Below are 26,420 nucleotides of genomic sequence, written 5' to 3'. Positions count from 1 at the left end.
TGAGGGCTTTTCTTATGCCGCAGCGTGTCCATTGCGATTGTTGACTGTGTAGTCGTCAATCACTTTGGCCAAAAAAAGAGAGCCGGGCGGGGTGTTCAGGACTGCCTCGATCTTGGGGCCGATCTTGGGGTTGCAGTAGGTTCGCGCGCCGCGGCGCAGGTGGGCGATGGTTGCCGTGCTGACGCCCACCTTCTCCGCGAGGGTGCGGTTCGATTCGCCGCGAAAGACCATGTACTGATCGAGGACTTGGTGGCTGATGAGCTTCACCAGGAGCCTCCTTGTGTTCGTTGTCACTGTGACCTCCATAAGGTAACCGATTGATTGGCGACTGTCCAGGCAACAGGCAGCGTAACCGATAACGGTTACGCGCCGCAAGCGTCGTAACCACCCCTGACACGCAGGTCTGGGAACTACATTGGCGTAGTTAGTAACCGTGTCGGTTACGCTTTGACTATTCGAACAGGCCGAACGTAGGGGAGTGTCCGTAACTGTGAGCGCACTATCCGACCTACTCAACGAACGACGCGGCGACCGCAGCGTCCGTGAGGTTGGCCGGGCCGCCACGAAGTACGGCATCGGTGAAAGCACCGTCATCCCGTACTTCAACGGCCGGCACGGCGAACGACCTCCCGAGAAGGTTCTTGCTGCGCTCGCAGCGGTGCTGAACGTTCGGATCGAGGAACTACGTTCGGCTGCCTCACTCCCCACGGGGGAGAAGGAGCCGTACATCCCGCCCGTTGAGGCGAACCTCCTCGATCGACGCCAGCGTCGCGCAATGGACGAGCTCATCCGGAGCATCGTCGCGACGCAAGGAGTTCGAGATGACCAGGACGACCAGGAACCGGGGACGCAAGCGCGCAGCGAGGAGCTCGGCCGCGCAGGCCGCACGGCGGGCAAGTCAGGAGCCCCCATAGGTGATCTTGACGAGGCCATCGACGTAGTGCTGGGCCGGAGTGAAGCTGAGTGGACCCTGTACATGCTCGTGAAGGCAGCCGAGACGAAGGGTGATCTCGATCCCGAGTTGAGGCATCGGCTTGAGTTGGCATTCCAACAGTCCGGAAAGGTCAGGACCTTGATTCCGAAGAATCAAGGGCGTGGCCCTGACTCAATGCCGGCGCCCAGTGTGTTGTCGGATGACGAGATTCTCGCAGCCCGAGATCGTGGCGATGACCGAAGCCAGACCTGATGGGTGGGACATATGTGCCACACCCACGTGCAGCGCTATGCGAGACGAAGTGGGCGACGCCATTGGGGGGAGTCGACGATTGGAAAGTCGAACTGTTCGTGAGGCAATCGACATACCGGCAACAGGTGCGTGACTTCAGCATCTCGGTATGGATACTTGCGCCGGACGAGCGGTTCGAGGTCGAGTCGGTCGACTGTTGCGAGGGTGAACTCCATCGGCATCGTCTTGTTCGGTCTGCTCCCAAGGATCGGCAGACCGACCGCTACACGATTCGGGAGCTCGACCGAGGGGATGAACCCATCGTGGACGATGAGTTCGACGTACAGTATGAATGGATGCTGGACAACTGGGAGTCCCTGGTGAGGAGGTGGCGGGATGGATAAGGTGCGACAAAGCAACCTGAAGTTGGCTGGACGTATATTCAGTCGACTTACCCGCGACCCATCGGTGCGCAGCCAACTCGGGGGCGAGTCGGTCCGTGCGGTGGTGTGCCTCGAAAGTGACACTGTGGCTGCGATGCTCGACAGCATGGAGCACGTGTCCCCGGAGGGCGCTCACGTAGCAATCTATTTCCCACGCGAGCATATGTTTCAGTTCATGTGGTGGGGTCCGTCAGGCTCCGCTGGGCTCGGCGAAGCGGACGACGAGCTTGAGGGTCATCCCGATATCACGGTCGGGATGGCGGTCGCGTCGATCGAAGCGGCTCAGCAGGGATGGTCCGGACTGACGCCAAAGATCCCCACCGGATCGATTGAGAGCGCGTTGGTCTCCCACTAGGGCTGGTTTCGTTCGGTGGATTCGGATTAACGCGCGGGTAACCTCGAACGCATGTTCTAATCTCGAGCATGGTTGGTGGGGAAGAACGTTGGCACCCGTGGCGACATCTGAGCAATCGTTACCCGCACGTGGCCGTGACATGTTCGTACGCCCTCGGATCGCGCATGGGCATGTGGACCACCCACGGTGTCTACCTCGACTCAGCACTCACGCAGGCGGAACGCCGGTGCACCCTCACTCACGAGCTCGTGCACATCGAGCGGGGACCGGTGCCGAGGGACACGTACCTGGCGGGCAAGGAAGAACGCACGGTCGACTGCATCACCGCACGTAGACTGATCAGTCTCGAGCACCTGGTCGACGCGCTCGTATGGAACCGCTGCCGCACCACCGAGGAAACGGCAGACGATCTGTGGGTCGACTTACCCACGCTGATGAACAGGGTCCAGAACCTCACGGCCAGCGAACGTCGGTACATCGACGAGGAGCTGGCCCGCCGAACAGGATAGAGGAGCGCCGTGGCGCAGATCGTGGATCGATGGACTACCCGCGTCGTCGAGAACGGCAAGGCCAAGAAGGTACGCACCGAACGTTGGGGGAGCGGAAAGCGGTGGCTTGCCCGCTGGGACGAAGACGGCGGACGTGTATCGAAGGCATTCGACACACGTGATGGTGCGGAAGCGTTCGTGTCGCGCACCGTCACCGAGCAGGCCGACGGTCTGTACGTGGCGAAGGCGAACAAGGAGATCACGGTCGCGCAGGTGTGGCCGATCTGGTGGGGCACGAAGGCCGGCAAGTCGAAGTCGTTGCGCGCCGGGTACGCCGCGGCGTGGAAGCACATCGAACCGAGGTGGGGTTCGGTGCCGTGCTCGCAGGTCAGCCGCGCTGCAGTTGCCGCCTGGCTGCCCACCCTGACTGGACGGCGCCGCGACGAGGACGGGCAGTCGTTGCCGCTGGGGGAGTCGTCGCTACGGAAGGTGATGATCGTCCTGAACGCGCTGATGGAGACCGCGGTCGAGGAGCGCATCATCTTGGCGAACCCGGTGCAGATGAAGGATGCGCCTCGGCAAAAGACCACGGAACGCCGGTACCTGTCGGTCGCTGAGGTGGACCGTCTGATGGCGGCGATGCCGACCGATGCCGCGCGCCTGGTCGTCGACGTGCTCGTGCGGACCGGTCTTCGTCCAGGCGAGGCGTTCGGTCTGCAGGTCGGTGACCTGAATGCGGTGCGCGGACGGTTGCGGATCTCGCGGGACGTGGACGCTCACGGTGAGGTCGATGACACGAAGACGGGCCGGCACCGTGATGTGCCGGTGGGCGGGGAGCTGCTGCTCGACCTTGAGGACGCCGTCGAAGGGCGGGGCCGCGGCGAATGGTTGCTGACCGTTGGCGGACGGGGCTGGACGCGTGACCGGTGGCGCAAGGTCTGGCTGTCGGCCACCTCGGCGGCAGGCCTGCCGGGTCTGGACACGTACGAGTTGCGGCACACTGCGGCGTCGTTGGCGATCCACTCGGGCGCGAACGTGAAGACGGTGCAGCGGATGCTCGGGCACTCGTCGGCGGCCATGACGTTGGACATCTACGGTCACCTCTGGGATGACGAGCTCGATGCGTTGCCGGCCGCCGTCGACGGTCACATGAAGGCTGAGCGGGCGCGGTTCATGGAGCGACGGCACCGAGCCGAGGGGCACCAGGGAGACACCAAGGCCGGGTAGGTGCAGGTCAGGGCGGTCGATGCTTTCACTGGGGGTCAAGTGGTCGCAGGTTCAAATCCTGTCAGCCCGACGCAGAGAAGGGGCCCTATCCGATTACCGGATAGGGCCCCTTCTCATGTCTTGTGTGGGACAGGATGTTCCGCGTACTCAGGGGAAGCGGATCGTCATCGTGGCGAGGCCGAAGATCTTCTTGCCGCCGGACTTCACGACGACGAGAACCACGCCGGTGCGAGTCTCCGGATCGAGCGACTTGATCTTGCCGCTGTACTCGATGTCTCCACCGTTCTCGGCCGAAACGATCGCCGGTGACGCCAGCCGCACGGCGAAGCGGGTTGCCGCGCCCGGGTCCTGTGACCACGAGGAGACGAATCCGGCCCCGAGGCCCATCGTGAGCATGCCGTGGGCGATCACGTCGGGGAGCCCCGCCAACTTGGCGATCTTCTCGTCCCAATGGATCGGGTTCGCGTCACCCGACACGCCTGCGTAGTTGACCAGGTCGCCGCGTGAGAGGCGCGCGTGGTGCAGAGACAGCTCGTCGCCGACCTTCAGCTCCTCGAACGGGCGGCTGCCGGGCGCACCCCTGGTGTCCGAGGCGATGTGGACCTGGGTCTCGGGGCGCTCGGCTCGCGTGTACTCCGTGTCGGAGTCTTCCTTCGCGAGGATGTCGACGTCGTGCATCATCACCTTGCGCACCGATTCGGTGATCGCGGGATCGACCTCGTCGGCGGTAACTCCGGCCACCGTGGTGTGCATGGTGTGGACGGTCTCGCCTGCGACATCGGTGAAGGTGTTGGTGACGGTGATCAGGTCTTTGCCTGCGATGCGCCGCACACTCGACAGGTCCACGTCGGTGACGAGTTCGTCGCCGACGACGATGGGCCGGTGCTGCTCGAACACCTGTTCCGTCTGCACGTACGTGTCGTATCCGGTGATGACCGACTCGAAGAGGTGGCGGTTCGCAGCCATCGCCGGGATCGACGTGAAGGTCAACGGTGCGACGAGTCCGGAGTACCCCAGGGCTTCTGCGGCCTTCGGGTCCCAGTGTGCGGGGTGATAGTCCTGCACGGCGCGCGCGTACTCGCGAACCTTCTCGCGACCGACCTCGAACGTCTCGTTCATTCGGTAGTAGTGGCCGACGCGGGACGCGATCGGGGACGCGTCAGCGGACGAGCTTGCTGGTGATGGTGTAGGTGCAGTCACACCAGACAACCTAACGGTGCAGGGATCGGGTGCGAAACCACCCGTTCACTTCGGCTCGAATGCATCGATGGCGGCGAGGTCGTCGAACAGGCGCCGGACCCTCGCCGGGTCCCATTCCTTGCTGTCGGAGGGGACGGCTGCGCCGTCCACCAACAGTGCGTACGCCTCTCCTGGGGCCGCAGTGCCCGAACCGGCATAACTGCCGATGACGTACCCGCGCATGAGCGCGAGTCCGATTTCGGCCAGTTCGCGGTAGCCGACAAGAGACGTGAACCCGAAGAGTTCGAGCAGTCTTCGGTAGTTTCGTTCGAGTCGCTGCAGCACAAGGGTTTCCGCATCGGAGACTGCTGCGGACACGCGGTCTCGACGGTCGCCTTCCGGCAAGTTGGGCACCGCCATCGCGAGTGCGAGATACAACTGCCAGCGGCGACTCTCGCTACGATCGGCAATCAGGTCGTCGCTGGCCGACGCCGAGACGGCCTTGCGGAGTGCCTCCCGGCGTCCTTCGACGGTGCGGAGAACGTCCGGGTCGTCACCCACGGATGCTCGGAGGATCGCGGTGGCCTCGGACCCGCGGGTGTCCTCCACCGGAAGTGCCTGACCGGCCAACTCGGCAAGTACGTCGACGAGGAAGTCGTCGCGGTTCGGCCAGCAGCGATAAGCGGCAGTGCGGGACACGTCCGCGTCACGCACTGCGTCCTCGAGACGTACGTGTTCGAGTCCACTGCCCATGCCCGCGCTCAGGACCTTCCCGACGGCGTGATCGAGTACGCGTCGCCGGGTTTCTTCCAGCGCAAGCCGGGGTCGCCTTCTCGGGGTTTTCCCTGATCTTTGCGGGGAGTTTGGTACTGGGTGTTCCAATCCATCGGTCACCGATTTACGGTACTTGATGTACCAAATTGGTACACGAAGTACCAAAGGAGTGGGATCCATGGCGAACACCATCGATGCACGGCGGACGGCATCCGCCTCGAGTCGGAGAAGTAGTACGACGATGGCCGCGTACTGCCTCGGTGCGCTCGCGACCGCGATCGGGCTCGGCTACACGCTGGTCGACCAGATCGTTCTCGGGGGACTGGACGATCACCTACACGCCGTCTACGACCCAGTCGGTAAGTACGGCGAGGCTGCGCCGCTGTACGGATACCTCTACGTGGTCGGCATTCTGGGTCTCGTGTCCTGGTGGGCACATCTGCGGCTCGTCGCGAACGACGTGGGGCCCGCACGACTGTGGGGCTGGATCACGTTCGCAGTGGCTGCTCTTCCCGTACTCGCGCCGTTCGTGATGCGCGAATACGGACAAGCGGTGATACCTCTGGGCCTGGCCGCCGGATACGTCGTTGCCTGGATCTGCGGATTGGTCGGTGTCCTTGCGTTGCGAGGCTCTCGGTCCTGACCACGGCGAACGGGCGATTCGCGAAATCCGGCGCCGCCGCGGACAAGCGTGAGAGAGTCCGATTCGGACGGGTGGGTAGACATCGAGTGCGATTGGAGCCCTGAGATGCTCGAGAAGTCGAAGATCGAGAAGTTGCCGCGGAACGTCGCGGTCGTAGCAGTTCTTGCTGCAGCAGGGATGTTCGGTGCAGCCGTTGGGTCTGCTGCGGCTGCGCCGCTCAACCCATTGCAGATTCCGGTGGTGACCGGCCCCGAAGTCGGGCAGGGCGGGGTGCCCGGAGGGTTCCTTCAACTCGTGAACGTGACAGCGTCGCCCGGTGTCGAAGCGGGCGTCACGGCGTTCGAGGTGGCGAACCCGGCCCCCTACCACTACCAATACAACTACCGGTGGATCACGGTGCATTGGCAGAACCTCGCGACCGGCGCGGCGGGCGCCGTCGATCTTCGTCACTGGATCGACGACTTCCCGACCAATGCGGACAAGTCCTACGGTGCCACGCTTCCGATGCAGGGCGCGGCGAAGACGGGTTCGGGGCCGGTGGTTGCGACGGTCACTCACCAGCGTGACCAGTACGAAGCACCTCCGATGTCCAACGCGGTCGTGCCCGGAGCCGGCGTGATGTTCGTTCCCTGAACGGGACGTATCCTCGCGGAATGACCCTCGACCGGAATGCACTGGCCGCAGCGCTGGACGGGTTCGACCCGGTACGAGCCAACGTGACCGACGGGCGGGCGGCATCGGTTGTCGTCGTGGTCATGGGGGACGGGGCGGGCGGGCGTTCGATTCCATTGACGATGCGCCCTTCCACCATGCGTAACCACCCTGGCCAGTTCGCATTGCCCGGGGGCAGCGTCGATCCCGGCGAGTCGGGAATCGACGCCGCACTGCGAGAGCTCGAAGAGGAACTGGGCATCGCGGTCGGCGCCGACGATGTTCTCGGGCGACTCGACGACTACGTCACTCGTTCCGGATTCGTCATCACACCGTTCGTCGTGTGGACCGACCAGAGCATCGGTTCGGTGGTGCCGAGTCCGGACGAGGTGGAAGAGGTGTTCGCCGTATCCGCCGGGGAGCTGGATGCCGAGCCTCGGTTCGTCGATATCCCGGAGTCGTCCAAGCCGGTGATCCAATGGCCGTTCAGGGGGCACTTGATCCACGCTCCGACCGGCGCGGTCGTCTACCAGTTCTGCGAGCTGGCTCGCCGCGGTCGGCACACGAGGGTGGACGGATTCGATCAGCCCGTCTTCGCATGGCGATGAACCACTGGGACTAGCCTCACATTTCGTGACTGTTCTCGGATCGCTGACACGGATGATCGACCGAACCGGTGTGGAACCAGTGGCGTGGCGCGCACCCGCAACGGAGCCGGTCGAAGGCATCTTCGCCGCCAATGGACTCCTGGACGGCGCCGAGCAGTGGCGGCTTCCGGTGGGGAAGGGGCCGGAGGACGTTGCACTCGACCACGAGGGACGCGTCGTCACCGGCGGCGACGACGGCAAGATCTGGCGTTTCGACAGGAACGGAGTCGCCACTCAGCTGGCCGACACTCGCGGCCGCCCGCTGGGCATCGAAACGTTGGACGACGGACGGTTTCTCGTGTGTGACACGCAGCGAGGACTACTCCGCGTCGACGTTACCGGGCGGGTCGAGCTGTTGGCGGACGCTGCAGCCGGTCGATCCCTGACAGCCTGCAACAACTCTGCAGTGGGGCGTGATGGAGTCGTCTATTTCACCGACTCGTCTTCGCGGTTCAGTGTGGCGGATCACCGACTGGACATCTTGGAACACAGCGGGACCGGCCGGCTGCTGCGGTTCGACCCGGCGACCGGGGACACCGACGTGCTCGCCGACGGACTTCAATTCGCCAACGGCGTCGGCCTCGCCGCCGACGAATCGCACGTGCTGGTGGCGGAGACGGGCGCGTACAGCGTCTCTCGTGTCGAACTCACCGGTGCGAAAGCGGGAACGCGCTCGGTGATCGCGGAGAACCTGCCAGGACTTCCGGACAACATCACGTCGGAGACCGCGTCGGGGGTGTTCTGGGTCGCCCTCTACAGCCCACGCATGAAGCTGCTCGACATGGTCGCGCCGTATCCGAACCTACGGATCCTTGTAGCGAACCTTCCGGAAGTGATCCAACCGTCACCAGAAAAGGCCGGGTGGGTCGTGGCGATCGACTCGAACGGCGCGATCGTCAGGAGTCTTCGAGGTGGACGCGGGAGCTATTCGCCGATCACCGGTGTTCGCGAACACGACGGATGGCTCTACCTGGGTAGCCTGAGCTCAGCGGCGGTGGCGCGAGTGCCCCTGTCGGGTCGTCCCGATTGATGCTGCCGACGCGACACGGTCGACCTCGCCGAGGGAGCAGGGAAGTCGGCGGCCTCATGTGGAAGAGTGGTCGCGCAACGGGGTAGCCGACACGACGGGGTGAAGCAGTTGGACGACGAGTCGATGCGGTCGAGCCGCATTCTCACGGTCCCCAACGTCTTGAGCGTCGTCCGGTTGCTCGGCGTCCCGTTGTTCGTGTACCTCTTGCTCGTCGAACAGGCCGATGGATGGGCTCTGGCCGTGCTCATGGCGAGTGGGTTCACCGACTGGTTGGACGGCAAGCTCGCCAGAGTTCTCGGTCAGATGTCACGGCTGGGGGCCCTCCTGGATCCGTTCGTGGACCGCCTCTACGTGGTGACGACTCTCGTCACATTCGTCATCAGGGGATTCATCCCGTGGTGGGTTGCCGCGATTCTGATCGGGCGCGACGCGGTTCTCGGTCTCAGCCTGATCATCTACAGGAGACGTGGTCTACCGCCTCCCGAAGTGATCTACCTCGGCAAGGCGGCGACGTTCCTGCTGATGTTCGCTCTGCCGCTGATCCTTGCGGCGCAGGGTGATTGGGCAGTCGCGAATGTGGCGCGTCCGCTCGGTTTCGCCTTCCTCGTCTGGGGCACGGTCCTGTACGTGTGGACGGGGATCATCTACCTCGGCAAGGCGTTCGACGTCATACGGTCCGGGCCGCCGACCGCTGACCGAGGCGATCGGCGCCGATCAGGCATCGACCGATGAAGCGAAGCGACGAGGGCGTCGTTCGAAACCCGGAACCTTCGCTCCTTCGCTCGCTGATGACCGAGCACCTCGATCCCGGGTATGCGGCGTCAGCACGCGCTCGTGCGGACGGGAAGCGAAAATCCACTCCGGGTTCGCGAGCGGTGTGGTTGATCTTGGGAGCACTCTTCACAGGTTTCGTCCTCTGTACGGCGTACCTACAGGCTGTGGAGCGGGTACCCGGGACCGAGCACGTTCGGTCCGATCTGTTGTCCAAAGTCGACGCTGCCGAGGCCGATATCGACGAGCTGACGGGGGAGCGGGATGCCGTGTCCGGAGAAGTGGACGCGGCACGTAACTCTGCGCTGGCTGGAGATGTCGACGGGTCGGGACTGTTGGCGCAACTGCACGGCGTCGAAGTCACCGCAGGTGCCGATCCGGTCCACGGCCCGGGGCTCGTCGTGACGTTGACCGATCCGGTTGCACCGCCCGACCTTTCCGATTCGTCGCAGCGCAGTGTCGGTGGCCGCGCCGTGGTGCTCGACCGTGACCTCCAGGCCGTCGTGAACGCGATGTGGGGTAGCGGCGCGGAAGCGATCGCCATCAACGACGTACGGGTCGGACCCGGCGTGACAGTGCGCCAGGCCGGTGGAGCAATGCTGGTCGACAATCAGCCGGTGTTCTCGCCGTACGAGGTGTCCGCGATCGGACCACGAAGCGACATGCAGACCCGATTCGTGGTGAGCGACGCGTACTTGAGGTTGAGCAGCGTCCAGCAGCTGTACGGCATCGACTTCTCGGTGACCGAATCCGACGACATCTCCTTGCCTGCCGCCACCGTTCGGGAGACCCGGATTGCACGGGAGGGTGGCTCATGAGTGAAAGTCCGCTACGGCGGCGGGGAGCAGCAGGGCGTCCGATCGCACGATCGGACGCCGCGAGAGGAGTGACCCAGTGTTGAAGCGCGGATCGGCGATCTACGGTGTTCTCGCGTTGATCGTCGGAATCATCCTCGGGGTGGTCTTCAGCCCGCAAGTGCCCGATCTGGTTCAGCCGTACCTTCCGATTGCCGTGGTGGCGGCCCTCGATGCGGTGTTCGGCGGGCTGCGAGCGTACTTGGACGAGATCTTCGACCCGAAGGTGTTCGTCGTGTCGTTCGTGTTCAACGTTCTCGTTGCGGCACTCATCGTCTGGCTCGGCGATCAGCTGGGCGTGGGCACCCAGCTCTCGACTGCAATCGTGGTGGTGCTCGGCATTCGAATCTTCGGTAATGCGGCCGCACTGCGCCGTCGGCTGTTCGGGGCGTGAGGAACATGAGCGACGACACCGACGATCGGCAGGGGAACACGAACGAGCAGGAGAACACGCTCGAACACGAGAACAAGCACGAACTGCACGAGAAGCGGACCGTTTCCGTCCAGACACATCTCGTGTTCGGACTGATCGCGGCGGTACTGCTTGCGGGTCTGGGTATCGCTATCGTCACCCAGGTTCGAAACACCGATTCCGGCGACAGTCTGGATTCGGCGAGTCCGGCCGATCTACTCGTCGTGCTGGACACGTTGAATCAGCGTGAGGCAGCCCTGCGTCAGGAAATCGGAAACCTGGAACAGAGCCTCGCGACGCTGCAACAGAGTGGCAGCTCCGAAGCGGCCCTCGAAGAGGCGCGTGCGCGTCTGCGCAGCTTGTCGATTCAAGTGGGGTCCGTCCCGGCCACTGGGCCGGGGGTGACCATGACGGTGACAGACCCCAACCGGGGTGTGAGTTCTGAAGTGCTACTCGACCTCGTGCAGGAACTTCGTGCGGCGGGAGCCGAGGCCATCCAGATCGCCGGCGCGGGCAGCTCCCCGATCCGCATCGGAGTCGACTCGTGGGTATCGGGTTCCGCAGGCGACCTACGCCTCGACGGTCAGGCGATCAAGGCTCCGTACGAGGTGTCCGCAGTCGGCGATCCGCCTACTCTGGCAGCTGCGCTGAACATTCCTGGTGGAGTGGTGGACAATGTCTCGCGTAGCGGCGGAAGACTGACGATCGGGCAATCCGAGCAGGTCACGATCTCCGCCTTGCGAGAGGCGAAACCTCGCCAATACGCTCAGCCCGGAAAATGATCTTCGCATCCGAACTCGGAATGCAATCGAAAGGAAGCCACCGTGAGTGAGCCCGAAACCCCCACCGATCTGCGGTACACGGCAGAACACGAGTGGGTGAAGCGAACCGGCCCGACGACGGTTCGTGTCGGCATCACCGACTTCGCCCAGGCGCAATTGGGTGACGTCGTTTTTGTTCAGCTCCCGGCAGTGGACGAAGAGGTCACTTCCGGGGAATCGTTCGGTGAGGTCGAGTCGACCAAGAGTGTCTCCGACATCTTCGCCCCGCTCACCGCGAAAGTCGTTGCCGCCAACACGGATCTGGACGGTAGTCCGGAACTGGTCAATTCCGCTCCCTACGCTGAAGGGTGGTTGGTCGATCTCGCGGTTTCCGACGAGAACACCCTCGACACAGCCCTGGGCGACATGCTCGATGCAGCCGGATACGACGAGATCGCCGGCGGGTAATCGCGGCCGATCTCCACGCGGCCGCATCCAGGAAGGCCGTGGCCGTACTCGCCTGTCTCGCTACACGTGCGGGCCGCTGCAGGGTACGGTCGAGGTGAACGCATGTGCCGATGCAGAGCGTTGGTCCGCCGCGGGAGATCGATTGCGGAAGAAGGTATGGCGTCGAGGGGTCGCTCGGCCCCGAGACGGCAAGAGATATCGAGATTGTTCGGATGTAGTACGTAAGCGAATTAGCATGTGAGCACTGCGTGGTCCAGCGAGGGCGACTGGACGATCGGACTGAGGAGGATAAACGGTGAGCGAGAACGGCAACGACGCGGGTTATGGGGAAACGCCGGCAGAAACGACATCGGTCTTCCGGGCAGATTTTCTGAACGAGCTCGACAATGCGACCAGTTCGCAGGCTTCGGAGGCACCCGTATCCGGCGTGGAGGGCCTGCCCGCAGGTTCCGCACTGCTCGTCGTCAAGCGCGGGCCGAACGCAGGATCGCGGTTCCTGCTGGATCAGCCGACCACTTCGGCCGGTCGTCATCCGGACAGCGACATTTTCCTCGACGACGTGACCGTGAGTCGTCGACATGCCGAATTCCGTCAGGACGAGGACGAGTTCCAGGTCGTGGACGTGGGAAGCCTCAACGGCACGTACGTCAATCGCGAGCCTGTCGATTCGGCTGTTCTTGCGAACGGTGACGAGGTGCAGATCGGCAAGTTCCGACTGGTCTTCCTCACCGGACCCCGCGCGGCGTCCGGTGGCTCGCAGATCGGTGAATCGTCGGCAGGTGCAGGTAGCCAATGACGGCGGTGCGGCAGCAGCAGCAGGCGCAAGCCGGGATGTCGATCGGTACCGTTCTGGACCGACTTCGTACCGACTTCCCTGATGTGACGATCTCGAAGATTCGCTTCCTCGAAGCCGAGGGGCTCATCAGTCCCGAGCGGACACCGTCGGGGTACCGGCGTTTCTCGCTCGCGGACTGCGAACGTCTGCGTTACGTGCTGACGGCGCAGCGGGATCAGTATCTGCCGCTGAAGGTCATCAAGGAACAACTCGAGGCGATCGACAGTGGTGTGGCCACGGTGGGCGGGGAAGACGCGCCGCGTCGTCCCCGCGCGCTGGTCGTCGCTCCCGGCGACGTCTCACCCGAGGAGTTCCGTTCGGACCGAGAGGTTCGTATCGGCCGCGACGACATGATCTCGCGGGCAGGTATCGACGAGAAGTTTCTCGGCGAGCTCGTCCGCGCAGGTCTTGTCGTGCCCGGCGCGGCCGGATTCTTCGACGAAGAAGCCGTCACGCTCGCCCGGACCGCGAAGGCGATGTCGGAGTTCGGCCTCGAGGTTCGGCATCTCAGGGCGTTCAAGTTGGCTGCCGATCGCGAGGCGGGGCTGGTGGCTCAGATCGCCGGACCGATCGCGAAGGGCCGTGACGCGGGTGCACGCGACCGGGCAGAGGAGATGGTGCGCGAGCTCGCAGCACTGTCGCTCACTTTGCATACGTGTCTTGTGAAGTCGGCTGTACGGGGTGCGCTCGATCGCTGACGCGGTCGAACGGTTCGCTCTGATCGAATAGAATCCAGGTACGGATTCACGCTCGCGGTTTCCGTACCCAGTCCGCAGGTTGGAGGCAGCACGATGAGCGAAATGCACGTGATCGGAGTTCGTGTCGAGCAGCCTCAGAATGCGCCTGTCCTGCTGCTGCGCGAAACCGACGGTGATCGCTATCTACCGATCTGGATCGGCCAGACCGAGGCCACCGCGATTGCGCTCGAACAGCAAGGTGTGGAGCCGGCCCGGCCGCTCACTCACGACTTGATCAAGAACCTCTTCGAGGCATTCGGTCGTACCCTCGAAGAGGTCCGGATCGTCGACCTCCAAGAGGGAACCTTCTACGCAGACCTCGTGTTCGACGGCGACACGCGTGTCTCGGCCCGTCCGTCCGATTCGATTGCGATCGCGCTACGCGCCGGTGTTCCCATCTTTGCCGACGAATCGGTTCTCGCCGAGGCCGGCCTCGTGATGCCGGACGAGCGCGAAGACGAGGTCGAGAAGTTCAAAGAATTCCTCGACTCCGTGTCGCCGGACGATTTCAAGGCGACCGACGGATAGATTGCTCTCTGCCGCTGACGTACGAATCTCAAAAGTCTCAAGTAAAGGTTGAGGTTTGCGGCGCGTCGCATTGACCCGGTTTCGGGCGGGTCGTAGCGTTCTCTGCAGTGAACGAATGCCCTGCAGGGGGCATCGAGAGTAAGCTGGACAAATCCACGATGCGGATTTGCTCGATGTCACTCTGGCGACGCGCGCGTCATCAGGCGCACTGATCGTCGGGTTCAGTGCCACATGCGAGAGGGAGTACTCAGTGGGAGATCGGTCGCAGGAGAACGGGGCGAACCTCGTGCTTGGCGTCGGCGCCGGGCATTCGGACGACGAGCGAATCGCTGATTCCGACTTCGGGTCCGAAGACGTCCAGCCAGGTCTCTTCCCAGACGATTCTGTGCCGGACGAGCTGGTGGGTTACCGAGTACCCAGTGCGTGCCAGATCGCGGGCATCACCTACCGGCAACTCGACTACTGGGCGCGGACTTCGCTGGTCGTGCCGTCGATTCGGGGCGCAGCGGGGTCGGGCAGTCAACGCCTGTATTCCTTCAAGGACATTCTCGTCCTGAAGATCGTCAAGCGGCTGCTGGACACCGGAATCTCGCTACAGAACATTCGCGTCGCGGTCGATCATCTGCGTAAACGTGGTGTCGGCGATCTCGCCAAGATCACCCTCTTCTCGGACGGTACGACCGTGTACGAGTGCACGTCACCCGAAGAGGTCGTCGACCTTCTGCAAGGCGGGCAAGGCGTGTTCGGTATTGCGGTCAGCGGTGCGATGCGCGAACTGACGGGCACCATCGCGGACTTCCCTGCAGAGCGTGCCATCGACGGCGAGGCCGAGGAAAGCCCGGAGGACGAACTCGCGTCGCGTCGCAAGAACCGTGCGAACCGCAAGATCGGTTAGCAGTGGCCCAGATCGGTTAGGCAGTGGCATAGACTGGCCTCTGCGTCGACGCCGTGCGGGAGAGTTCCGAGTATCGCGACACAGGTCTTCCTGTGCTGCGTGATCGGGCGCCGAAGGAGCAACACCTCCCCGTCAATCTCTCAGGCATCCAGGACCGTGCGGGCTCCGACGCCTCTGGAAAGCGGTGGGAGCACCCACCCGCCCACGGGGAAAGGGCTGCTCCGGTCGTTGTCGATCGGGTCGGTACCGAATCTCTCAGGCGCTCGTGACCACGAGCAGGCGACAGAGGGGGAGGTGCGTACCACGACGTGGTGCGTGTCCTGTTCCTCCGAATCGTCTGGAGCCAACGTGGTCGATGCCGCAAGCCGTACATTCGCCGACCGTCATATCGGGCCGAGCACTCCCGAACTCACCCGCATCCTCGAACTGATCGGCGTGGATTCGCTCGACGCTCTCGCCTCGAAGGCCGTCCCCGCCGCCATTCTCGACGGTGTCGAATCCGGGATCGCCGACGGCCTCGACACCCTCCCGGCGCCCGTGGGGGAGCATGAAGCGCTCGCCGAACTGGCGTCGTTGGCGGGGCAGAACACGGTCGCGACATCGATGATCGGTCTCGGTTACCACGACACCCTCACGCCTCCTGTTCTTCTTCGGAACATCATCGAGAATCCGGCCTGGTACACGGCGTACACGCCCTACCAGCCGGAGATCAGCCAGGGCCGTCTCGAGGCGCTCCTGAACTTCCAGACGATGGTCGGCGACCTGACCGGCATGGAGGTCGCCAACTCCTCGATGCTCGACGAGGGAACCGCGGCCGCCGAGGCGATGACGCTGCTCCGGCGCGCGAACAAGAGCAAGTCGCCGCGTTTCGTCGTGGACGCAGACCTCTACCCCCAGACTCTCGCGGTGATCGAGACGCGAGCCGAGCCCTTGGGTATCGAGGTCGTCGTTGCCGACCTCACCGAAGGACTGCCCGAAGGCGACTTCTACGGCGTCCTGGCGCAGATGCCCGGCGCCTCCGGCCGCGTCACCGACCTGTCCGGAGTGATCGACGCCGCTCACGAGCGTGGCGCGCTCGTCGCCGTCGGCGCCGACCTGCTCGCATTGACGCTGCTGACGCCTCCCGGCGAGCTCGGTGCGGACGCGTGCTTCGGCACCACCCAGCGCTTCGGTGTCCCGATGGGCTTCGGCGGACCCCACGCGGGCTACCTCGCAGTGCACACGAAGCACGCACGGCAGCTGCCAGGACGACTCGTGGGCGTATCGGTGGATGCGGACGGAACCACGGCGTATCGACTGGCACTTCAGACGCGTGAACAGCACATTCGTCGTGAGAAGGCGACCTCCAACATCTGCACGGCACAGGTGCTTCTCGCGATCCTGGCGGCGATGTACGCGAGCTATCACGGTGCCGAGGGATTGAAGGCGATCGCCGAGCGAGTCGCACGGCAAGCGCGCGGTCTCGCGAACACGTTGTCGGCGGCCGGTGTGCGTGTCGTACACGACCACTTCTTCGACACCATCCTCGTCGAGGTGACAGGTTCGGCTGCGGATGTCTTGGAAAAGGCTGCGCAGGCAGGCGTGAATCTCTGGCTCGTCGACGCTGATCATGTCTCGATCACCTGTGACGAGGCGACCACGGACGAGCACCTGGCGACGGTGCTGCGCGCCTTCGCCGTGGAAGCGGGAGTCGAGTTCGCGTCGGAGCCCGCACTCCCGACCGGACAACTGCGGACCAGTGAATACCTGCAGCACGAGGCCTTCGTTCGGTACCGCACGGAGACCGCGATGCTGCGGTACCTGCGTGCACTCTCCGACAAGGACATTGCCTTGGACCGGAGCATGATCCCGCTCGGCTCGTGCACGATGAAGCTGAACGCCACCGCGGAGATGGAGGCCATCACCTGGCCGTCGATTTCGCGCTTGCACCCGTTTGCTCCGACTTCCGATGCGCCCGGCATGCTCGCGATCATCAAGGACCTCGAACAGTGGCTCGTGTCCGTCACGGGATACGACGCGGTGAGCCTGCAACCGAATGCGGGCAGCCAGGGTGAGTACGCCGGACTGCTCGCCATCCGCAACTACCACCTGTCGCGCGGTGACACCGAGCGGGACACCTGCCTGATTCCGTCCAGTGCGCACGGAACGAACGCCGCATCCGCGGTGATGGTCGGGATGCGTGTCGAGGTCGTGGCGTGCAGGCCCAACGGCGACGTCGACGTGGACGACCTGAAGGCGAAGATCGCCGATCACTCGGAACGCCTGGCTGCGATCATGATCACCTACCCGTCGACACACGGTGTGTACGAGCACGAGATCTCGGATATCTGCGCCGCAGTGCACGATGCGGGTGGGCAGGTCTACGTGGACGGCGCAAACCTCAACGCACTCGTGGGGCTTGCTCGTCCCGGACGGTTCGGTGGCGACGTCAGCCACCTCAATCTGCACAAGACCTTCTGCATCCCGCACGGAGGTGGCGGCCCGGGTGTCGGGCCGATCGGTGTCCGGTCACATCTTGCGCCCTTCCTGCCCGGACACCCGATGGCCCCCGAACTCGGTGAGAGCGGTCCGGTGTCTGCTGCTCCGTACGGCAGCGCATCGATTCTGCCGATCACGTGGGCGTACATCCGCATGATGGGAGCCGAGGGCCTGCGTCGCGCGAGCCTCACCGCGATCGCGTCGGCCAACTACATCGCGCGCCGACTCGACGAGTACTTCCCGGTTCTCTACACCGGCGAAGGCGGAATGGTCGCCCACGAATGCATCCTCGATCTGCGTGGGCTGACCAAGGAAACCGGTGTGACCGTCGACGACGTGGCGAAGCGTCTCGCGGACTACGGATTCCACGCACCGACCATGAGCTTCCCGGTAGCCGGGACCCTGATGGTCGAGCCGACGGAGAGTGAGAATCTCGCCGAGATCGACGAGTTCTGCGATGCCATGATCGCGATCCGCAAGGAGATCGATCGCGTCGGCGCGGGCGAGTGGCCGGTCGAAGACAACCCGCTGCGCGGCGCACCCCACACTGCGGAATGCCTCGTCGACGAGTGGAATCATCCCTACTCGCGGGAGATCGCGGTCTACCCGCGTGGCAAGGCACGACCGAAGGTCTGGCCGGCGGTGCGCCGCATCGACGGTGCGCACGGCGACCGCAACCTGGTGTGCTCGTGCCCGCCGATCGAGGCGTTCCAGGACGCCTGACGGGCACGAGGCCCGCTCGAGGTCAGGATTCGCGAACCAGTTCGAGGATCGTGATCTCGGGCGGTGTCCCCACCCGTACCGGCGGCCCCCACGCTCCGGCGCCGCGGCTCGTGTAGAGGGTCGTGGGGCCGAACCGGTCGAGGCCGGTCACCGATGGCTGTTGCGCCGGAACAAGATAGCCGAGTGGCCACATCTGACCACCGTGGGTGTGGCCGGACAGCTGAAGGTCCACGCCCAGCTCGGATGCCTCGACAACCTGTTTCGGTTGGTGCGCCAGCAACACGACGGCGCGATCGGGGTCGCGGTCGGCGAGAGCGGACGCGAGATCGGGTTCGTACGGGGCCGGCGACGTGAAGTCGTGGACGCCGGCAAGGTCGATCACGCCGTCTCCGCGGCGAAGTTCGACGCGCTCGTTGCGCAGGGTGTGAATCCCCAGGCCGTCCCATACGTCCAGCCAACGGCCGCCGTCGTCGGCATAGAACTCGTGATTCCCGCTCACGCCGTACACACCGAGCGGTGTTCGAAGGTCGGCGAGGGGTGCGAGGTCCGGTGACACCTTGGACACGGTGCCGTCGACCAGATCTCCGACCAGTGCGACGAGGTCGACGTTCTCGGCGTTGACCTGGTCGACGACATGGCGGGTGAAAGCGACACCGCGAGCCGGACCCACATGCAGATCCGATACCAGCGCGATCCGCATGCCTTCGAAGTCCCTGGGCAATCGGGCGAGTGGGACGCGGACTCGCACCAGTCGAGGATTCGCGGCCTCTCGGACGCCGTAGCCGGCGGTCGCCAGCGCTCCCAGGACGACGATTCCCGTGCCTACGCGAAGGACGTTCCGACGACCCGTGTCGACGGTCTTCGACGGGTCCACGGCCTCCGGGTCGGGCGCCTTCAGGGTCGACGTACCTCGTCGCCGTCGCGCAATCCGCAGCACGCCGGAGACGATTGCGATGAGCAGCAGGCCGATCAACAAGTACAACAGGGAAGCCAGCCATACCCAGCCGAGGAAGCCGACGGGACGGGCCCAGCTCGTGTCGAACACCTCGCCCGACCCGACCCCGACGAGGGTGAGCGCCCACAGCACGACGAGGACGACATCGGCGAGACGCGCCCACCCGCCCGGGATGCCGGTTGCTCGAACGAGGCGCCGGTGCAGCAGCCAGGTGACGAGGCCGAGGACGACGCCGAAAATCACGAGTCTGACCATCAGGAGGAAAGCCTTTCGATGGCTTCGCCGAGGGCGGGGCCGTCGGTCGAGTCGATGTTCACGAGGGTGCCGCCGGTCCGGTCCGATGCCGCCTGCAGTGTGCTTTCGGCGGGATTGTCACCGATGGAGATCACGTCGATCCGTACAGGGGAGCCTTCGTCGGTTGCCGCGGCGAGGGCGGCGAGCAATTCCGCTCGGGTCGACTGCGGCTGGTCGTCTGCGCCGTCGGTGACGAGGAGAACGGAGTTCGTGCGACCTGGAACGTAGTTGTTCACGGCATCCTCGTACGCAGCCGACAGGGAGGCGTACGTCCACGAACCGGTTCCGGGCTGAGCGTTCGACAGTCCGCGCTCGAGTTCCTGGCGGCGATCACCCTCGGCGAGGGGACCGGTGGGCACGACGGTCCGGTAGGGCGTCGACCCGTCCAGATTCTGGCTGTATACCCACAGACCGAAGTTCGAGGTCTTCGGAGCCGCCTCGATCCGCGCGCCCAGTGCAGCGGTGGTGTTGGCAAGGCGGGTCGCCGAGCCTTCTGTGGCGCCCATGGAGCGGGATTCGTCGAGAAGGACGGTGGTGGCACGATCTGGGACAGGAGATTCCACGATCTTCGCAAGCGCTGCGGCTGCGGGTGGCTCTGCGGGCGCGAGCGGGGAGTCGATCTGGGTGAAGTCGAGTGGAGAATCTGCGGGTGGTGTGGTGGCGGACACCTGGAACCCGGCATCCGCAAAACTCTGTGCCTGTTCCGGGGCTCGGAGGAACTCGACGAACTCCGACGCGGCACGAGACTTGGTCTCGTCCGTGCCTGCGAGGATTGCTGCGGGGTAGTCGGCCACCGGTGTCGACCCGGACGGAACGAACGCGGTGAGTCCTGCGCGCGGATCCTCCCGAAGGGTGGCGAAGACCCGCTGCTCGGTGCTGGGTACGGCGTGCACCGCAGCGTCCCCTTCGTCGGAGTGCGTCATCATGTCGGCGACGGTCTCGGACGTCGTGGACTCCGGCGACGGCCTCTGGGGAGCATCGCGGGACAGCTCGGTGATCGCGCTGCGCACCCTTCCGTCCGTGACTTGTTCGGGGGTGAGCGGCTCACCGGGACTTTCGGCCAGCGCCGCGGCGACGGCGTTCACTGCCATCGCGGTAGGAGACGAATCGGCGCCGATGGGCAAAGCAAGCCTCAGGTTGCCCCACCCGGGCAGTCCGCGGTCCTGTAGTGATGTCGGCCCGCTCTGCAGTGCCGGCAGATCCTGCCATCCGGTGGGGGCAGCGGAGAGTGCCGCGGACACGTCACGTGGCACTGCGAGCACTACCGGTGTGGCAGCGATGGATCGCGGTTCACCGGGCACGATGTCGGGCCGAGTCAATTGTCGGAGCGACGCCGTCGAGTCGGGAATCCACAGGTCCGGACGCGGCCCGAGACCGTCTTCGTCCCAGGGGGCGCCGGGATCGGCGCTCAAGGCTGCGCCGACCGTTCCGGTGGGCTTCGACGCGACCTCGACACGCACACAGTGATCGCGAACGACCGGATCGGTGTCCGTGTACGCAGTTGCGAGTTCTTCCACCGTGGGCGCGATATCCGGATCCGCGGTCACGTGCAGAATCGCTTCACCTTCCACACAGGTGCCTGCCGCCTGTGCGCCCTGCGAATCGATTCGCTCGCGAAGTTGGAACCAGCCGACCACCGCAAGGACGAGAAGGACGACGAGTCCGACGACGATGACGGGACCCTTGCTGACGCCTCTGATGCCGCCTTCGTCGCGATGCTGTCCCACCTGGTTCTCTTCCTGCTCTGTGTCGACTCTTCGTTTCCAGCCCCGCCGAGTCTAATGACGGCGCCCACCGGCACCGACGTCTCGACCCCGCCACCTGCGGCGACGGGGTCGAGACGTGTCGAGTTTCGTGTGTGGTGTCAGGCGTTGGCTGCCTTGTACTCACGACGGCGGCGATGCAGGATCGGCTCGGTGTAACCGCTCGGCTGCTTCGTTCCCTCGAGAATCAGCTCCTTGGCCGCCTGGAAGGCGATGTTGGAGTCGAAGTCGGGAGCCATCGGCCGGTAGTCGGCATCGCCGGCGTTCTGGCGATCGACGACTGGAGCCATGCGTTCGAGTGCCGCGACGACGTCCGCTTCCGACACGATGTCGTGGCGGATCCAGTTCGCGAGAAGCTGGCTGGAGATGCGCAACGTGGCACGGTCCTCCATCAACGCGACGTCGTGAATGTCCGGAACCTTCGAGCAACCCACACCCGCATCGATCCACCGGACGACGTATCCGAGGATCGACTGGCAGTTGTTGTCGAGCTCTTCCTTCTTCTCGGCATCGGACCAGTTGGTGTCGGGAGCAAGAGGGATGGTGAGGATGTCCTCGAGCTGAGCCCGCTTCTTGCCCGCGAGCTCGTCCTGGACCTGCGCGACATCCACCTGGTGGTAATGCGTGGCGTGCAGGGTGGCGCCGGTGGGCGAGGGAACCCACGCGGTGTTCGCGCCGGCCTTCGGGTGGCCGATCTTCTGCTCGAGCATGTCGGCCATGAGCTCGGTCATCGCCCACATGCCCTTACCGATCTGCGCCTTGCCCTTCAGCCCGGTGGCCAGGCCGGTGTCGACGTTCCAGTCCTCGTAGGCAGCGATCCACTTCTGCTGCTTCATCGCGCCCTTGCGGACGACGGCGCCCGCCTCCATCGAGGTGTGGATCTCGTCGCCGGTGCGGTCGAGGAAGCCGGTGTTGATGAACGCGACGCGCTCGCTGGCCTCCTTGATGCAGGCCGCGAGGTTGACCGTCGTGCGGCGCTCCTCGTCCATGATGCCCACCTTGAGCGTGTTCGCAGGCAGGCCGAGGATCTCCTCGACACGGCCGAACAGCTCGGTCGTGAACGCGACCTCTTCCGGGCCGTGCTGCTTGGGCTTCACGATGTAGATGGAGCCGGTACGGCTGTTGTCGAGCGGGCCGTTCTCGTCGTTGATCTTCAGTCCGTGAACCGCACCGAGGCTGGTGACGAGTGCGTCGATGATTCCCTCGGGAAGCTCGTTGCCGTCGGCGTCGAGGATCGCCGGGTTGGTCATGAGGTGGCCGACGTTGCGCACGAACAGCAGCGAGCGGCCGTGCAGGCTGAGCTCACCACCGTCGGGCTCGGTGTACGTGCGGTCCTGATTGAGCGAGCGGGTGAACGTCTTGTCGCCCTTGGCGATGGTCTCGGTCAGATCGCCGCGGTTCAGGCCGAGCCAGTTCCGGTATCCGACGACCTTGTCGTCCGCATCGACGGCGGCGACGGAGTCCTCGAAGTCCATGATCGTGGTGATCGCGGACTCGAGCACGACATCCTTCACTCCGGCCGCGTCGGTGCTTCCCACGGGGGAGGAGGCGTCGATCTCGATTTCGGCGTGGAGTCCGTTGTTGAGTAGCAGGACGCTGGTCGGGGCCTCTGCGTCGCCGCGGTAGCCGACGAACTTCTCCGGCTGCGCGAGTCCGGAGACGGAGCCGTCGGCGAGGGCGACCTTCAGGACGCCGCCTTCGATGGAGTACTTCTGCGAGTCGGCGTGCGAGCCCGACTCGAGCGGCGCAGCGGTGTCGAGGAAATTGCGTGCCCAGGCGATGACCTTGTCGCCGCGGACCTTGTTGTAGCTCGAGCCCTTCTCGGCGCCACCTTCCTCCGAGATGGCATCCGTGCCGTACAGGGCGTCGTAGAGCGAACCCCAGCGGGCGTTCGATGCGTTGAGGGCGAACCTCGCGTTGAGAATCGGGACCACGAGCTGCGGGCCTGCGGTGGTGGTGATCTCGGTGTCGACGTTCGCTGTCGAGACCTCGAACTTGTCGGGCTCGGGGACGAGGTAGCCGATCTGCTCGAGGAAGGCCTTGTACTCGGTCATGTCGATCGGCTTGCCGGCACGGTCGCGGTGCCAGGTGTCGATCCGGCCCTGCAGGTCGTCGCGCTTGGCAAGCAGGTCACGGTTCTTCGGTGCAAGATCGGTGAAGAGCTTGTCGGCGCCGGCCCAGAAGGCGTCGACGTCGACGCCGGTGCCGGGAAGGGCTTCGTTCCCGACGAAATCGTAGAGAACCTTGGCGACCTGAAGACCGCCGACCTGAACACGCTCAGTCATGAATAGCCTCACTTTTCCGCTATCGGAGCACCTGATCGATGCCGTGCATCGCTTCCGATGTTACCTGGGGGTAAACCCGTGAGTGCCGGTGACCGGGGTGTTCGAGATCACCGTGACGATCGGTCGCCGTCCGTGTCCGCGAGTGCGGTATCGGTGTCGGCGACTGCGGGGTCGAGGGTTGCAGGCACGTCGTCCGGCGATGGTGCTTCCACGAACTCACCGGCAGCTTCGGCGGCCGTGAGCCGCGAACGCCGCCACGCGACGGAGAGCAGTGCGAGCCACGCGGCGACGAGGACGACGTACACGGCGGCCGCGGGTGCGCCACCGATGTCCGCGTTCGACAGCAGCTTCTGTGCATTGGTGATGACGATGATGCCGCCGACGCCGGTACCGAGCAGCGTTGCGGAGATCCGGCTGACGAGCCAAGCCGCAATGGGGGCAGCGATCACACCGCCGAGTGCGAGCCCGGCGATGATGATCAGGTTGTCGAAGAAGTCGCTACCGAGTCCCAGGAGAAAGCCGACGCTGGCGGCCGCGGAGACGAGGAATTCCGACGCACTGACCGATCCGATGACCGTCCGGGGCGCCGTCTTACCGCGGGAGAGGAGCGTGCTCGTGGTGATCGGACCCCAGCCGCCGCCTCCACTCGCATCGATGAATCCGCCGAACAGTCCGAGCGGTGAGAGGAACTTCGCCGTGTGTGGGGAGGTGCGTGCGGAGTTGACCTCGGGCGGCCTGATCGAGAATCGGAGCAGCACATAGACGCCGATGGCCAACAGGATCGTGGAGGTGACCGGCACTGCGGAGTCGGTGGAGAGACCGGAGAGGATGGTTGCTCCGGCGAAGGCGCCTACGGCTCCGGGCACGCCCAGCTTGAGAACGAGCTTCCAGTCGATGTTGCGGAACCGCCAGTGCGACACTCCCGACGCCAACGTGGTGCCCACCTCGGCGAAGTGAACCGCGGCGCTCGCATGTGCAGGTCCGACGCCGCTGAAGACCAACAGCGTGGTCGCCGTCACGCCGAACGCCATCCCGAGGGCGCCGTCGACGAGTTGAGCGCCGACACCGACGAGCGTGAACACCAAGAGCTTGAGCATGGAAACTCCGACTGCAGACCGAAAAAGGGCACGTTGAACCGGCGCCGAGCCGGTTCAGCAACATCCTTGGTCGAAGCAGTGTCCGCGACGGGACGGCCAGAAGGACCGAAGAGCTAGGGAGGCGGCTGGGCCTTCCTGGCTCGTGCGGTTCACAGTGGCTCCCGGGTAAGTCGAAGTGGATCGCGTACGAGTGCTTACGCACGCACTACGAGATTAGACGCCCGGTGGTGTGCAGTCACATCCGGGACACGAACGGTGTGTTGTTCAGAGCTTGCGGGCGGACAATTCGACGCCCGCAGCACGCAGGCGGTTCACGAGGACATCCCCGATCGCGGTGGCGGGTGTGAGCACTCCAGCGGCGTCCGGGAGTGCGTCCCTGTCGAAGGCGAGACCCAGCGCGGACTCACCGAGCATCACTGCGGTCGCCTTGTAGCCAGGGTCGCCCTTGGCCTTCACCCGTGAGGCATAGCGGGCGCCCGTGCTCGTGGTGGTGAACACGTCGATCGTGAAATGACCCTTGTCCCGCGCGGCCTCGTCGGGACCTTCGCCGGGCTTCGGGAGAATCCGGTCGAGGAGAGCCCTGGTCGGGGGGAAAGCCAGGCCGGCCACACCGAGGCCGATGCCGGCGGTGGCCACGACTGCGATTGCAGGGGAGAGGGCCGACGATCCGACACTCATGACCTCGCGGTACTTGAACTGGCGGCCGTAGGCCCAGTCTCGGAGGGCGTTCGTTCGGCGAACGACACGAGTGTTCGCCGGGCCCATCACGAAGGGGATCTTCCATCCGCGCACGACAGGAGCGATGTCGCCCCCTTTCACGATGCTCATGTCGGACTGCCGACCCAGATCTGGTTCACGGGACCGGTCGGGGCTGAGCGAGTAGGGAGTCGCGGCCACACGCCGCAGGTCGGGAGCCTTCTTGGATTCGTCTATCTGGTTGCGCAGCGAGTCGATCGTGCCCCCGCTGACACCGCCGCTGAGCGACGTCACGACGAGGGTGGTGTCCGTCAGTTCACCGGCGCCGTCGGCTGCGACGGCCTCGTTGAGTACGTGGACACCGAGGTCGGACGGAATCGAATCGAAGCCGCACGAGTGGACGATCCGCGCCCCCGTGGACTTCGCGGTCGCATGATGCGCGTCGATGGTGGCTCGCGCGAACAGGACCTCGCCGCTGAGGTCGACGTAGTCGGTGCCGGCTTCCGCGCAGGCACGTACCAACTCGCGTCCGTACTTGGCGTAGGGGCCGACCGTGGTCGCGACCACGCGGGTGCGGGCGGCGAGCGCATCGAGTCCCGCTGCATCGTCGGCGTCGGCGACGATGGTCGGCCAGGAGGCCGCGCGTGTGCCGAGGGTGGCGCGCACCGCCTCCAGCTTCTCGGGAGACCGGCCGCCCAGCGCGATCCGGGCCGTGGCAGGAGCCTTGTCGGCCAGGTATCCGGCAAGGAGTTTGCCGACGAACCCGGTTGCGCCGTAGACGACGATGTCGAATTCGCGTGCAGTTCCGTTCGATTCGCTTGCACTCATGCCGCCAGCCTATACGTGACGAACGCGAGTGCCCGTGACGCGATGGACGGCCGATCTGCGGCCATGAGTGTGGAGAAAGGCGAAGCCGACCCACGAGGCGAGGACCAGTGAAGCAGCCAGGACCTGCACGAGGCCGATCGCCGACTCGGGATAGATCACTCCGGTGAGGTAGTGAGCGATGAATCCTGTCGAGGGCAGCGGCGCTTCGCCGGCGTGGATCCGGGCCCAACTCTCCAAGGCGGTGAGCGGGCAGTCGTAGCCGACGATGATGCCGCCGAATCCCCAGGCGACCGCTGCGAGATGGAGCGCGAGAGTGCGAGGGAATCGCCATGCGACGAATCCGCCCACGACGACGTACGAGATGAACGCGAGATGCGCCGCGAACGTCAGGTTCGCAATCACCGAATAGAGCATCTTCGCCCCACCTTCGAACGTGAC

Annotated in this window: 27 protein-coding genes and 1 riboswitch; of the genes, 18 read left to right on the top strand and 9 right to left on the bottom strand. The window is 64.8% G+C overall.

Annotated features, from left to right (window positions below; all coding sequences use genetic code 11):
• Positions 1-12: 12 nt before the first annotated feature.
• Positions 13-267, bottom strand: a complete 255-nt coding sequence (locus ACZI8R_RS03225) for a hypothetical protein (RefSeq protein WP_463378095.1) — start codon at positions 265-267, stop codon at positions 13-15.
• 223 nt (positions 268-490) lie between these two features.
• Here ACZI8R_RS03225 and ACZI8R_RS03220 point away from each other — a divergent pair, with 223 nt between their 5' ends.
• The 4 genes from ACZI8R_RS03220 (at position 491) to ACZI8R_RS03205 (ending at position 3,678) form a co-directional block, all read left to right on the top strand.
• Positions 491-1,186, top strand: coding sequence for a hypothetical protein (locus ACZI8R_RS03220; protein ID WP_463378094.1), 696 nt, complete (start codon positions 491-493; stop codon positions 1,184-1,186).
• A gap of 375 nt (positions 1,187-1,561) precedes the next feature.
• A complete protein-coding gene (locus ACZI8R_RS03215; protein WP_463378093.1) occupies positions 1,562-1,963 on the top strand; it encodes a hypothetical protein in 402 nt (133 codons plus the stop codon).
• A gap of 164 nt (positions 1,964-2,127) precedes the next feature.
• Positions 2,128-2,472, top strand: a complete 345-nt coding sequence (locus tag ACZI8R_RS03210; RefSeq protein WP_463378092.1) for a hypothetical protein — start codon at positions 2,128-2,130, stop codon at positions 2,470-2,472.
• 9 nt (positions 2,473-2,481) lie between these two features.
• Positions 2,482-3,678 (top strand): tyrosine-type recombinase/integrase, encoded by a 1,197-nt coding sequence (locus ACZI8R_RS03205; RefSeq protein ID WP_463378091.1) that lies wholly within the window; start codon positions 2,482-2,484, stop codon positions 3,676-3,678.
• Between the two features lie 147 nt (positions 3,679-3,825).
• On the opposite strand, the gene ACZI8R_RS03200 is transcribed toward ACZI8R_RS03205, so the two are convergent.
• Positions 3,826-4,797, bottom strand: coding sequence for a fused (3R)-hydroxyacyl-ACP dehydratase subunits HadA/HadB (locus ACZI8R_RS03200; RefSeq protein ID WP_463378212.1), 972 nt, complete (start codon positions 4,795-4,797; stop codon positions 3,826-3,828).
• 126 nt (positions 4,798-4,923) lie between these two features.
• Entirely contained in the window at positions 4,924-5,610 is a 687-nt protein-coding gene (locus tag ACZI8R_RS03195) for a hypothetical protein (RefSeq protein WP_463378090.1), read from the bottom strand.
• 199 nt (positions 5,611-5,809) lie between these two features.
• Here ACZI8R_RS03195 and ACZI8R_RS03190 point away from each other — a divergent pair, with 199 nt between their 5' ends.
• From ACZI8R_RS03190 to gcvP, 14 genes are all read left to right on the top strand, one after another.
• Positions 5,810-6,274, top strand: coding sequence for a hypothetical protein (locus ACZI8R_RS03190; protein ID WP_463378089.1), 465 nt, complete (start codon positions 5,810-5,812; stop codon positions 6,272-6,274).
• 105 nt (positions 6,275-6,379) lie between these two features.
• A complete protein-coding gene (locus ACZI8R_RS03185) occupies positions 6,380-6,907 on the top strand; it encodes a hypothetical protein (RefSeq protein ID WP_463378088.1) in 528 nt (175 codons plus the stop codon).
• A 20-nt stretch (positions 6,908-6,927) separates the two neighbouring features.
• Entirely contained in the window at positions 6,928-7,533 is a 606-nt protein-coding gene (locus ACZI8R_RS03180) for an NUDIX hydrolase (RefSeq protein ID WP_463378087.1), read from the top strand.
• 25 nt (positions 7,534-7,558) lie between these two features.
• On the top strand, positions 7,559-8,602 hold the full coding sequence (locus ACZI8R_RS03175) for an SMP-30/gluconolactonase/LRE family protein (protein ID WP_463378086.1): 1,044 nt from the start codon (positions 7,559-7,561) through the stop codon (positions 8,600-8,602).
• Between the two features lie 99 nt (positions 8,603-8,701).
• On the top strand, positions 8,702-9,334 hold the full coding sequence (locus ACZI8R_RS03170; protein WP_463378211.1) for a cardiolipin synthase ClsA: 633 nt from the start codon (positions 8,702-8,704) through the stop codon (positions 9,332-9,334).
• On the top strand, positions 9,331-10,191 hold the full coding sequence (locus ACZI8R_RS03165) for a DUF881 domain-containing protein (protein ID WP_463378085.1): 861 nt from the start codon (positions 9,331-9,333) through the stop codon (positions 10,189-10,191). The genes ACZI8R_RS03170 and ACZI8R_RS03165 overlap by 4 nt, the downstream gene beginning before the upstream one ends.
• Positions 10,192-10,270: 79 nt before the next feature.
• The gene (locus ACZI8R_RS03160) at positions 10,271-10,621 is read left to right on the top strand and encodes a small basic family protein (RefSeq protein ID WP_463378210.1); all 351 of its coding nucleotides are present in this window, start codon (positions 10,271-10,273) and stop codon (positions 10,619-10,621) included.
• Positions 10,622-10,626: 5 nt separating this feature from the next.
• On the top strand, positions 10,627-11,421 hold the full coding sequence (locus ACZI8R_RS03155; protein WP_463378084.1) for a DUF881 domain-containing protein: 795 nt from the start codon (positions 10,627-10,629) through the stop codon (positions 11,419-11,421).
• A gap of 42 nt (positions 11,422-11,463) precedes the next feature.
• Positions 11,464-11,868, top strand: a complete 405-nt coding sequence (gene gcvH, locus ACZI8R_RS03150; protein WP_463378083.1) for a glycine cleavage system protein GcvH — start codon at positions 11,464-11,466, stop codon at positions 11,866-11,868.
• Positions 11,869-12,163: 295 nt separating this feature from the next.
• A complete protein-coding gene (odhI, locus tag ACZI8R_RS03145; RefSeq protein WP_463371478.1) occupies positions 12,164-12,664 on the top strand; it encodes an oxoglutarate dehydrogenase inhibitor Odhl in 501 nt (166 codons plus the stop codon).
• Positions 12,661-13,401 carry a transcriptional regulator FtsR gene (ftsR, locus tag ACZI8R_RS03140; protein WP_463378082.1) on the top strand — a complete coding sequence of 247 codons (741 nt, stop codon included), beginning with the start codon at positions 12,661-12,663 and terminating at the stop codon, positions 13,399-13,401. Before odhI ends, ftsR begins: the two co-directional genes overlap by 4 nt.
• A 93-nt stretch (positions 13,402-13,494) precedes the next feature.
• A complete protein-coding gene (locus tag ACZI8R_RS03135; protein ID WP_463378081.1) occupies positions 13,495-13,968 on the top strand; it encodes a bifunctional nuclease family protein in 474 nt (157 codons plus the stop codon).
• Positions 13,969-14,293: 325 nt separating this feature from the next.
• Complete coding sequence (locus ACZI8R_RS03130; RefSeq protein ID WP_463378209.1) at positions 14,294-14,863, top strand: MerR family transcriptional regulator; 570 nt, start codon at positions 14,294-14,296, stop codon at positions 14,861-14,863.
• Between the two features lie 46 nt (positions 14,864-14,909).
• A riboswitch (glycine riboswitch) is annotated at positions 14,910-15,030 on the top strand.
• Positions 15,031-15,211: 181 nt separating this feature from the next.
• Entirely contained in the window at positions 15,212-18,064 is a 2,853-nt protein-coding gene (gene gcvP, locus ACZI8R_RS03125; protein ID WP_463378080.1) for an aminomethyl-transferring glycine dehydrogenase, read from the top strand.
• A gap of 22 nt (positions 18,065-18,086) precedes the next feature.
• On the opposite strand, the gene ACZI8R_RS03120 is transcribed toward gcvP, so the two are convergent.
• From ACZI8R_RS03120 to ACZI8R_RS03095, 6 genes are all read right to left on the bottom strand, one after another.
• Complete coding sequence (locus tag ACZI8R_RS03120) at positions 18,087-19,274, bottom strand: metallophosphoesterase (RefSeq protein WP_463378079.1); 1,188 nt, start codon at positions 19,272-19,274, stop codon at positions 18,087-18,089.
• Positions 19,274-21,040: a substrate-binding domain-containing protein gene (locus ACZI8R_RS03115; protein WP_463378078.1), complete on the bottom strand. Its 1,767-nt coding sequence runs from the start codon at positions 21,038-21,040 to the stop codon at positions 19,274-19,276. Before ACZI8R_RS03115 ends, ACZI8R_RS03120 begins: the two co-directional genes overlap by 1 nt.
• A gap of 137 nt (positions 21,041-21,177) precedes the next feature.
• A complete protein-coding gene (locus ACZI8R_RS03110) occupies positions 21,178-23,361 on the bottom strand; it encodes a malate synthase G (RefSeq protein WP_463378077.1) in 2,184 nt (727 codons plus the stop codon).
• A gap of 107 nt (positions 23,362-23,468) precedes the next feature.
• Entirely contained in the window at positions 23,469-24,458 is a 990-nt protein-coding gene (locus ACZI8R_RS03105; protein WP_463378076.1) for a sulfite exporter TauE/SafE family protein, read from the bottom strand.
• Between the two features lie 264 nt (positions 24,459-24,722).
• Entirely contained in the window at positions 24,723-25,982 is a 1,260-nt protein-coding gene (locus tag ACZI8R_RS03100) for a saccharopine dehydrogenase family protein (RefSeq protein WP_463378075.1), read from the bottom strand.
• Between the two features lie 9 nt (positions 25,983-25,991).
• The gene (locus tag ACZI8R_RS03095; protein ID WP_463378074.1) at positions 25,992-26,396 is read right to left on the bottom strand and encodes a DUF2784 domain-containing protein; all 405 of its coding nucleotides are present in this window, start codon (positions 26,394-26,396) and stop codon (positions 25,992-25,994) included.
• Positions 26,397-26,420 lie beyond the last annotated feature (24 nt).

Source organism: Rhodococcus huquni (genome assembly GCF_055231055.1).
Note: the sequence above shows the minus strand (reverse complement) of the source record. Positions and strands in the feature narration are given on the sequence as shown.